We start from the raw sequence: 10,720 nt of genomic DNA, 5'->3' as shown, positions 1-10,720 counted from the left end.
AATCCGCCAAATCCGTGGGCTAATCTCAATAATTTTTTAGTTTAAATAGTAGTTTTTATTAAAGAAAAACCCTGATAGTTTGTAGCTTTCAGGGTTTTGTTTTTTTTATTGGAGAGAAATTATAAAGTTTTCCTATTCAAAAAAAAGATCAGTGTAAATCTGTTTAACCCGTAAAAATCCGTGGGCTAAACTTTCTTTACAAATTCAATACAAAATCATTGAGTAATTTCTCTTCGTATTTTTCTTTATTAAAAGTATATAAGTACGATCCTTTACGGGACGATTGCATGTCTTTTTCTTCTAATTTATTTAAAATTTCCAGAGAATTAATCTTACTGATAAAGTTACGTTTGTCTAATTCCTTGCTTAAAATTGCTTCGTATAATTCTAATAATTGACGCATGGTAAATTTTTCAGGCAACAATTCAAACCCAATTGGTTTTATCGAAGTTCTGTAACGCAGCCATTTAATAGCCTGGTGCAACATTTCGTTATGATCAAAAATTAAATGAGGAGCTTCGGCAATACTAAACCATTGGGCATGATAATTTTTAATCAATTCGGCATTATGATTCTCAATATTGATTAAAGCATAATACGAAACCGAAATGGTTCTTTCGACAGGATCACGATCGATTTCGCTGTAAGCATGTAACTGCTCCATATAAATATCGTTTAACCCTGTGTAGGTATTAAGTATTCTGGTAGCCGCATCGTCTAGTACTTCATCTCGTTGTAAAAACCCCCCAATCAAAGACCATTTTCCTTTTTCAGGTTCAAAGTCTCTCTTGATTAAAAGGATTTTTAATCCATCATTATCAAATCCAAAAATGATACAATCGACTGCTAATAAGACTTTATCTGCAGAGCTATAACTGTTTAGCATATTCAATTTTTTATTGGTAAATATATAAACTTCTCAATACGTATCATAATTTATTAATGTAGAATTTACACTTGTTAAATTGTGAACCTTAATAAGGAGTTTTTAACGTCAAATTTAGATTCATTTTGTCTTTTTCAATCGTTTTCGGAGCAAAAATTATTCAATTTTTTAAAAATTTTAACGATTTCCATCCAATCCAAAACTGTCTAAACAGGATTTTATTTACAAAAATAGCAATTTTTCATGCTTCAAATACCTCTAAAACAACTCATTTGCAATTTTTTGTTAAAGCTTATTTTTTGAGTTAAAAGTTGCTTTTTAGTAAAAAGTATCTGTTTTGCACAAATTAGCACTTAAAAAAGCCAATTTTTTGTAAAAACATCAATTTTTAAATGTTGTTTTTACACTTAATTTATGATATGCGTTTTTTTTGACTCCTTTTTTTGCCATATTAATTTGTTTTTAAGGTTTTTTTTTAGTTAAATTTACAAATGTAAAATCAACACTTATAATTATACGCAAACTAACTTAAACTAACCAGTATGATAACAAACCACAAATTATTTTTTTATTGCCATTCTTTATTGCCAAAAAAAGAATGGCTTTTAGCATTAATCATGCTATTATTTTCTGCAAATCAAATGTTGGCTCAAGACAAAATGATTGGCGGAGTTGTTACTTCGGCACAGGACAAACTGCCTTTGCCGGGAGTAAACATTATGATAAAAGGAACCAAAACAGTTGCTACAACTGGCTTTGACGGAGAATATTCGATAAAAGCATCGGCTAATGATATTTTAGTTTTTTCATTTATAGGATTTCAAAATCAGGAAATACTGGTAGGAAATCAATCAAAAGTTACGATTGCTTTAAGCGAAGACACAAACAAATTAAATGAAGTAGTAGTGGTAGGATACGGAACACAAAAGAAATCTGATCTTACAGGTTCGATAAGTGTTGTAGATATGGAATCGGCAAAAAAAACAGTAACCTATGATCCTGCCAAAATGCTACAAGGACAGGTTGCGGGAGTAACGGTACAATCATCCGGAGAACCGGGAGGTTTTGTCAATGTTAAAATTAGAGGGATAAATTCGTTTACCAATAATAATCCTCTTTTTGTAATTGACGGAATGATCGTAGATAGTCCAAACGATTTTGCACCGGGAGATATCGAATCTATGCAGGTTCTAAAAGATGCTTCTTCGGCAGCTATTTATGGAGTTCAGGGAGCGAATGGAGTTGTAATTATCACAACCAAAAAAGGTAAAAACGGAAAACTGGATATAAAATATAAGTCCTTGGTTGGGTTTCAGAATGTGGCTAAAAAATGGGATTTGACGGATAGGGTCGGATATCAAAAAATTACAACTGCTGCAGAGCTAAATGCCGGATTAACAATTGCTCCGGGAAATGACCCTGCGAGTGCTTCGTATATAAAAAATGTAGATACTGACTGGCAAAAAGAAGCTTTTAAAACAGGGATAATTCAAAACCAATCGCTAACGCTTAATGGAGGAGCTGAAAATTTAGGCTATAACATGAATGTGGATTATTTTAAAAATACAAGCTACCTAAATTCTCCGCAAGATTATGAAAGGCTGTCGACCAATTTAAATTTATATGGAAAAAAAGGAAAATTTAAATACGGTTCTAAAATTGGTTATACCCAATCTGACAAAGAAAATTTTAACGAATATAATGCAGGACAATCTGCAATAGTCGATTTACTGGGCGCTGTACCAACAATGCCGCTTTATGATCCAAACAGACTTGGAGGTTACGGTGGTACTGATAACCTGACACAAAGAGCAATCTCAATGAACGTAATTGGGTTTAATAATCTGATTACTAATAACGGAAAAAGAAATCGCTTTATAGGAGATATTTGGGGAGAACTTGAAATTGTAAAAGGGCTTAAATATAAATTAGATGCAAGTTACGACAGATTAGACTGGCAAAACCGAAAATTTAATCCGCCAAGTGATTTAGGATGGTATTACATAACAACCAATGATGAATCAGCATTAGACGTATCTACAGGAAATCAATCCAGAACATTCCTGAACAACTTATTGACGTACGAAGTTGCGATAGACAAACATAAAATTGATGTTTTGGGTGGTTGGATCCAGGAACGAAAAGACTATTACAATCACTGGTCAAGAGGTGTTGGTTATACGCCGGGAGAAATTAGCCAAATTCAATATGCAGATGCTACAAGTGCAGGAGAATACAAAAGCACAGTGACAAATATTTCTTATTTAAGCCGTGTAAATTATTCTTATGATGATCGTTACTTTGTTACCGGAAACTTTAGACAAGATAAAACATCACTTTTTAGCGAAGAGAATAACACGGGTAATTTCTACTCTTTTTCAGGAGCATGGAAAGTGAGCAACGAAAAGTTTTTGCATTTACCCGAATGGTGGAATACGATTAAGGTAAGGGGTGGTTACGGTATTTTAGGAAACAATACACTTGGGACTTATGCATACTCACCAACAATTAATGCTTTTGCAGGATATGATTTTAATAACGCATTAGCACCGGGAACAACTGTAGTAAGTGCCATTGATCCTAATGTTCACTGGGAAGAAACTTCGACTTCGAATGTTGCCCTTGAGTTAGGGTTCTTTAATAATGATTTGCAGGTTACAGCAGAATATTATCAAAAAAAATCAACAGATTTATTAATTGGAGTTCCATTGCCTTTTTCAACAGGAGCATTTCCGGCAAATATAGTTACAAATGCAGGAGCAGTAAAAAATAGTGGTTTAGAATTTACAGCAAGTTACAATAACAATCACCATGAATTTAAATATACTATTTCTGCCAATTTAGGGACTTTAAAAAATGAAGTTTTACAAATTGGTCGTGATGGAAATCCAATTTACGGAGCAGCTTCAAAAACAGAAGTAGGCAGATCTATTGGAGAACTTTTTGCTTACGAAACAGCAGGTATTTTTCAAAATGCAGCCGATTTAGCTTCTTCACCAACACAAACAAATGCAGGTATTGGCGACATTAAGTTTAAAGATGTCAATGGCGATGGCAAGATTACAGATGCAGACAGGACTTTTCAGGGAGTAGCGATTCCCAAATACAGTTACGGATTTAATTTTAGCGCAAATTATAAAAACTTCGACTTCTCTATGTTTTGGCAAGGAAGCGGTGGCAACAAAGTATTCAACGGATTGTATCGCAATTTAATGACAGAACAATACGGCAACAGTAGTGTTGATGCCTTAAATTACTGGACACCAACCAATACAAATACAGATGTGCCAAGACCAATTATTGGAGATCCAAATGCAAATGCAAGAGATTCTAACCGATTCATTGAAAGCGGTGATTATATCAAATTGCAAACCATGGAAATAGGATATTTAATTCCCGTTCCTAAAGAAAGTTTTATTCAAAAAGCCAAAATATTTGTAAACGGACAAAACTTATGGATCATTAGTAAATACAAAGGTTACGATCCGGATTTTAATTACAATGACGGATTATTCTCCAGAGGATATGATGCGGGATCTTTCCCTAATCCAAGAACAATTTCTATGGGTGTTGAAGTAAATTTTTAAAACTAGCCTAACCAATTAAAACGTATTAAAATGAAATATAAAATATTTAACTATATAACAGTTTTCTTTTCAGTGACTGTGTTAACAACAAGTTGCGTTGATAATGAAGACTTACTTCAGGTTGATCCAAATGTTGAAACAGCAGGTTCATTTTGGAAAACAGATCAGGATGCTATAGAGGGAGTAAATGCTGCTTACGGGAGTTTATTAACAGATGGAACTTATATGCGCAGTACACCTTTGCTACTAGACGCAAGATCTGATGATGCCCGTACCAACAGTCCTTGGGGATCAATGTATAATGCCGGCAGATTCAATTCGAATGTAGCCGACGCTTCGATTTATGGATGGGCATACGAAACCTATTATCAGGGAATTTATCGTGCCAATCAGGTTTTGACTAATGTACCTGAGATAGAATTTAAAGATCAGGCACTTAAAAGCAGAATTTTAGGACAGGCTTATTTCCTGAGAGGATTGTATTTATTTCATGCTGTAAACATGTTCAAAAATGTACCATTACCAACAGATATTGCCGTATATCATCCGCAAAAAACGCAGGAAGAAGGCTGGGCTCAGGTTATTGCAGATTTTAAAGCCGCTGCAGAATTATTGCCTGCCTCTTATGATAATATTTCAGGTATAGACAAAGGCGAAAAAGGACGTGCTACAAAAGGAGCTGCTTTAGGATATTTAGGAAAAGCATACTTATTTACCAAGGATTTTGCCAATGCAAAAACCACTTTTAGACAAGTTATAGATTTAGGTGTTTACTCTTTAGTAGCAAACTACCGCGATAATTTTACAACCGCCAACGAAAACAATTCAGAGTCACTTTTCGAAGTACAATTTAGCAGAGAAGCAGGTGGTGTAGATTTAGGTTGGGGAGGAACTCCCGCATCAGGTTGGGGGAAAACTTCGGCAAGAGCCATTACTTATGCACCAAGAGCTTTTGGATGGACAGATGTTCAGCCTTCATGGGCGTTGTTTAATGAATTTCATGACGAAAAAACAAAAACAGGAGATCTTGACCCTCGTTTAGACGCTACCATTTTTTATAATAAACCGGGCGGAATGAAATTGTACGGTAAAGATTTTGCCACTTTTTATGCCACAAGCCCGGCAGATTTGAATGATATCTTTTGTAGAAAATATCAAAATTCTGACGGAGAATTTGCCGATGAGTACGATTGGCGTTCCGGTATCAACGAACGTTTATTGCGTTATGCCGATATTCTTTTAATGTATGCCGAAACTTTGAACGAAACAGGCGATACACCCGCAGCATACGGATACATACAAATGGTTCGAAACAGAGTTGGTTTGCCCGATTTGACTACTGCAAAACCCGGAATGACACAAGCCCAAATGAGAGAGCAAATTGGTCATGAAAGATTTTTGGAATTCCCTCTTGAAGGACATCGTTTTGATGATATCCATCGTTGGGGATGGTTGCAGGATGCCACAAAACTAGCCTGGTTAAGAGCCAGAGACGCTGAGTTTAATTCGTATACAGCAGGAAGAGAATTTTATCCAATCCCACAATTAGAAATGGATAATAATCCGGGAACAAAACAGAATGATAGTTATTAAGTTTTCAGTCACAGTCCCAGTTTACAGTGGGAATGAGACTGAAAACTGGGACTGAAAACTGTGACTGAGAAAATATAGAATGAGATTAAAGAGAACCTGTACATAGCTCAGCTATGTTTATTTTAAATAAGTGAAATGCTCTTTTTGAACGCCCAAAATCTATGTTTCTATGTGTTAAAAATAATTACACCCAACGGGTTAAAGAGAGATAATAGTAACTAAAATTATAACAAATGAAAACAATTACAAGTTTGGTTTTATTAGCAGTATTATTAGTAGGTTGTCAAAATGAAGATGTCATAAATCCTTCATCAGAGAATGTAACTGCGGTTGCAGAAACTCAAAATTCTCAAAATAAAAGTTCAACAGCCAAAACGGTTACAGGAACAGTGCCTTCGCACGATCCAAGTACGATTGTAAAAAGCGGAGTCAATTATTATGTTTTTACAACCGGAGATAATATCCCAATGACCTATTCTACAAATTTAGTAAACTGGACGTGGGGAACATCAGTATTTACGTCTACTCCAAGTTGGATTACAGGATATGTTCCGGGATTTGTAAAAACATTTTGGGCACCGGATGTAGTGTGGTTCAATAACCGTTGGAACATGTATTATTCTTGTTCCACTTTTGGTTCAGCCACATCTGCAATTGGATTGGTAACCGCACCTTCAATTTCGCAAAGTGCAGGAACAACCTGGACAGACAGAGGCGTTGTCGTTTCATCCTCTTCATCTTCAGATGTAAATGCAATTGATCCTTCTATTCTGGTAGACGGAAGTAATGTTTATATGGCTTACGGTTCGTGGCATGCAGGCATCGGAGTAATCCAAATTAATCCTTCAACAGGAAAAACAACAGGAAGCAAAACAATCGTTGCTGGCGGAAGCAGTGCAAGTTGGGAAGCTCCATGTTTAATCAAAGAAGGAAGTTATTATTACATGTTCGCCAACAGAGGCACTTGCTGCAACGGCGTAAACAGTACATATTATATTGTAGTAGGTCGTTCAACAAGTCCGTTTGGACCATTTGTTGACAAAAACGGAACTACATTAACAAATGGTGGCGGAACCACAGTTTTAGCAACCCAAGGAAATTATATTGGTCCGGGGCATTTGTCCAGAATTACCGGAACTCAAAAAGGATCAGTTCATTATTATGATGGAGCCGATAGCGGAAATCCAAAACTAGAAATTGTATATTTTACATGGGCATCAGGATGGCCTGCACTTTCTTATTAAAACATCATTTAGAGAAAAGCTTTATCAGGCTTTTCTCTTTATCACTTATAAAAAATAAATAATATCCAGACATGAAAAAAGTACTTTTAATCATATTTCTTTTTACCATTTGCAATCAGGTAAGTTTCGCTCAAGGCGGAGTTACTGTAGTAACCATAAAAAATACGGCAGATGCACCAACGATTAATAAAAACATCTACGGACATTTTGCAGAACATTTGGGACGCTCTATTTATGGAGGTTTTTTTGTGGGAGATACATCGAAAATACCCAATACAAAAGGAGTTAGAAATGATATTATTAAAGCTTTAAAAGAATTAAAAATTCCAAATTTAAGATGGCCCGGCGGATGTTTTGCAGATACCTATCATTGGAAAGACGGAATTGGACCACAACAAGAAAGACCTACAATTGTAAATAAATGGTGGGGTGGCGTAACAGAAGACAATAGTTTTGGGACACACGATTTCCTGAATATGTGCGAACTTCTGGGAGCAGAACCTTATTTATCAGGAAATGTAGGAAGCGGAACCGTTCAGGAATTATCTGATTGGGTTCAGTATACCAACTTTAGCGGTAAAAGTCCGATGAGTGATTTGCGTAAAAAAAACGGAAGAACAGAACCTTGGAAAGTTAAATTCTGGGGAATTGGAAATGAAGCCTGGGGTTGCGGAGGAAATATGACAGCAGAATATTATGCCAATGAATACCGCAAATATGCAACCTTCATGTCAGATTGGGAAAATACGGGCGGAATTACCCGTATTGCTTCAGGATCAAACAGCGCCGATTATAACTGGACAGAAGTTTTAATGAAAAACATTCCGATCAATATGTTAGGCGGAGTTGGAGTGCACCATTATGCCGTAATCGATTGGGGTAAAAAAGGCGACGGAGTAAATTTTACCGAAGACGGATATTTCCATACCATGCAATCGGCGCTAAAAATGGAAGAATTGGTTACCAAACATTCTGCAATAATGGACAAATACGATCCGGAGAAAAAAGTAGCCATGATTGTAGACGAATGGGGCGCCTGGTATGAAGTAGAACAAGGAACAAATCCTGGATTTTTATACCAACAAAATACCATGAGAGATGCAGTTTTGGCGGGAGCAACTTTAAATATTTTCAACAATCACGCTGACAGAGTTCGTATGGCAAATTTGGCACAATGTGTAAATGTTTTGCAAGCTGTGATCCTTACAGACAAAGCAAAAATGATTACAACGCCAACATATCATGTCATGAAAATGTACAGCGTTCATCAGGATGCAAAACAATTGCCTGTAAGTTTCCAATCGCCATTGTACACCTTTAATGGAGAAACACTTCCTGCAGTATCAGCTTCGGCGTCAAAAGACAAAAGCGGATTAGTTCATATTTCGTTAGTAAATGTGGATGCAAAAAATAAAAACACAATCGAAATTGATGTAAAAGAGCTCGGTGTTAAAAACTTTACAGGAACAATTATAACATCGGCCAAATTGCAGGATTACAATTCATTCGATACTCCAAACAAAATTGTACCAACAGTTTTTAAAGGTTTCGAAAATAAAAAAGGAAAACTTGAAATTACAATTCCTCCATTTTCAGTAGTTGTTTTGGAAGGAAAATAACAAGCTAAAAAAATGAAAAAATCGAATTCAATTATAAAAATAATTATGTCTTTCGGATGTTTTTTGGTTGCCCTTGCTGCCATAAGTTGTTCGAGTGATGATCCCGCAAAAAAGGATCCCGATCCTGTTGTTGATCCGTCAGTAGTAGTAGTACCAAATACTTTTCCGGGACCAGCCTATGCAGATAATTATACTGCAATATCAGGTTGGGGAAGCAGAGCAGAATGGAATTTAGCCAACGTGCACGATCCATCAGTAGAGAAAAGTGGCGAATATTATTATATGTATCAAACTGATGCTTCGTACGGAAATGCAACAGATGGTCATGGACATTTTTTTTACAGACGGTCAAAAGATTTAGTCAATTGGGAATTCATGGGATCCTCCATGACCGAAGCTCCGGTTTGGGTAAAAGATTCCTTAAACAATAAAAGAGCCAGAATGTCTCCGGCATTGCCAGCCATTACAAATCCAACTTATGGGTATTGGGCACCTTGCGTTCGAAAAGTAGGGAATAAATTCAGAATGTATTACAGCATTGTGGTCACAAACCCAATTGTTGGTACAGACACGAATACTTCCTGGACAGAACGCGCTTTTATTGGCTTAGCCGAAACAGATGATTTGGCTTCAAATAATTGGACCGATAAAGGAATGGTAGTTTGCTCTGAACCAGATGGCGTAAAAAGTTATGTTAGAAACGGAGGAAATGATTGGGACGCTTATTTTAAATTCAACGCCATTGATCCAAGTTTTATTCAAACTCCTGAAGGTGATCAATATTTAATTTATGGTTCCTGGCATTCCGGAATTGCAGCTTTAAAACTGAATCCAACAACCGGAAAACCGGATAAATTAAAAACAATCGACGATTACGGAGTACGAATTGCAGGACGCGGAAACGTAAATACAAACCGTTGGCAAGCACTCGAAGGACCGGAAATTATTTATAATCCGGACACACAATATTATTATTTGTTCTTGGCTTATGACGAATTATCGGTTGCTTATAACACACGTGTTGCACGTTCGAAAAGTATTTTAGGACCGTATCAAACCATCAGCGGAAGCAGCATTACAAATGGAGCAGAATGTTTCCCGATGGTAACACATCCATATTCTTTTAAAAATCATACCGGTTGGGTAGGAATATCGCATTGTGCCGTTTTCCAAAACCCGGAAACCAAACAATGGTATTATGCTTCGCAAGCCCGTTTACCAGAAGGAGTTCCCGGAATTGCTGTTTCAAATGCTGTTATGATGGGACATGTTCGCGGTATTCAATGGACAGAAGATGGCTGGCCGGTGGTAGAAGCAGAACGTTATGCCGGTGTACCTGCAACAACAATTTCAGATGCTAATTTTGTGGGAACCTGGGAACAAATTACTATGAACTATCAATACAAAACCATTCAGAAATCAGTAACACTTTATCTAACCGCAGACAAAAAAGTAAGCGGTGACGCAAATGGAACGTGGTCGTATGACAGTACTAAAAAAATCCTGACCATAAACGGCGTAAAATGTAATGTAACCGATGCCTGGGATTGGGAATCAGCCACCAGAAAAGTGACTTTGAGTTATTCAGGTTTGACAGGAACAGGATTACCGGTTTGGGGTAAAAAAGTAAATTAAAATTATTTTGTTTCACGTAGATTTGACAGATTAGAGCAGATTTAATTTTAGATTTTTATTAAAATTAATCTGCAGTTATCCGCTTAAATCTTTTTAAATCTGCTTGAAAAAAAAATTCGTGGCTCGAGCGAAAGCGAACAGGCGAAGCAAATTCGA

The 10,720-nt window shown here is 36.4% G+C and carries 6 protein-coding genes; 5 read left to right on the top strand and 1 reads right to left on the bottom strand.

Going from position 1 to position 10,720, the window contains the following annotated elements:
* Window positions 1–196: 196 nt before the first annotated feature.
* Window positions 197–886 carry an NUDIX hydrolase gene (locus tag B0A64_RS02670; protein WP_089477997.1) on the bottom strand — a complete coding sequence of 230 codons (690 nt, stop codon included), beginning with the start codon at window positions 884–886 and terminating at the stop codon, window positions 197–199.
* A 542-nt stretch (window positions 887–1,428) separates the two neighbouring features.
* Here B0A64_RS02670 and B0A64_RS02660 point away from each other — a divergent pair.
* The 5 genes from B0A64_RS02660 to B0A64_RS02640 all read left to right on the top strand — a co-directional run bounded on the left by B0A64_RS02660 (window position 1,429) and on the right by B0A64_RS02640 (window position 10,564).
* Window positions 1,429–4,473 (top strand): SusC/RagA family TonB-linked outer membrane protein, encoded by a 3,045-nt coding sequence (locus B0A64_RS02660; RefSeq protein WP_089477995.1) that lies wholly within the window; start codon window positions 1,429–1,431, stop codon window positions 4,471–4,473.
* 30 nt (window positions 4,474–4,503) lie between these two features.
* Window positions 4,504–6,066 carry a RagB/SusD family nutrient uptake outer membrane protein gene (locus B0A64_RS02655; protein WP_089477994.1) on the top strand — a complete coding sequence of 521 codons (1,563 nt, stop codon included), beginning with the start codon at window positions 4,504–4,506 and terminating at the stop codon, window positions 6,064–6,066.
* A 233-nt stretch (window positions 6,067–6,299) separates the two neighbouring features.
* Window positions 6,300–7,310 (top strand): arabinan endo-1,5-alpha-L-arabinosidase, encoded by a 1,011-nt coding sequence (locus tag B0A64_RS02650; RefSeq protein ID WP_089477993.1) that lies wholly within the window; start codon window positions 6,300–6,302, stop codon window positions 7,308–7,310.
* Between the two features lie 71 nt (window positions 7,311–7,381).
* Window positions 7,382–8,929, top strand: coding sequence for an alpha-N-arabinofuranosidase (locus tag B0A64_RS02645; RefSeq protein WP_089477992.1), 1,548 nt, complete (start codon window positions 7,382–7,384; stop codon window positions 8,927–8,929).
* 12 nt (window positions 8,930–8,941) lie between these two features.
* Window positions 8,942–10,564 carry an arabinan endo-1,5-alpha-L-arabinosidase gene (locus B0A64_RS02640; RefSeq protein WP_089477991.1) on the top strand — a complete coding sequence of 541 codons (1,623 nt, stop codon included), beginning with the start codon at window positions 8,942–8,944 and terminating at the stop codon, window positions 10,562–10,564.
* The last annotated feature ends 156 nt before the right edge of the window (window positions 10,565–10,720 follow it).

This window comes from Flavobacterium araucananum (assembly GCF_002222055.1).
In the GTDB taxonomy this organism is placed as follows: Bacteria; Bacteroidota; Bacteroidia; order Flavobacteriales; family Flavobacteriaceae; genus Flavobacterium; species Flavobacterium araucananum.
Note: the sequence above shows the minus strand (reverse complement) of the source record. Positions and strands in the feature narration are given on the sequence as shown.

What these genes read in the sequence shown, in the direction of transcription:
- B0A64_RS02660 (WP_089477995.1), top strand. Translation starts at nt 1,429, where the DNA reads ATGATAACAAACCACAAATTATTTTTTTATTGCCATTCTTTATTGCCA.
- B0A64_RS02645 (WP_089477992.1), top strand. Translation starts at nt 7,382, where the DNA reads ATGAAAAAAGTACTTTTAATCATATTTCTTTTTACCATTTGCAATCAG.
- B0A64_RS02670 (WP_089477997.1), bottom strand. Translation starts at nt 886, where the DNA reads ATGCTAAACAGTTATAGCTCTGCAGATAAAGTCTTATTAGCAGTCGAT.
- B0A64_RS02640 (WP_089477991.1), top strand. Translation starts at nt 8,942, where the DNA reads ATGAAAAAATCGAATTCAATTATAAAAATAATTATGTCTTTCGGATGT.
- B0A64_RS02650 (WP_089477993.1), top strand. Translation starts at nt 6,300, where the DNA reads ATGAAAACAATTACAAGTTTGGTTTTATTAGCAGTATTATTAGTAGGT.
- B0A64_RS02655 (WP_089477994.1), top strand. Translation starts at nt 4,504, where the DNA reads ATGAAATATAAAATATTTAACTATATAACAGTTTTCTTTTCAGTGACT.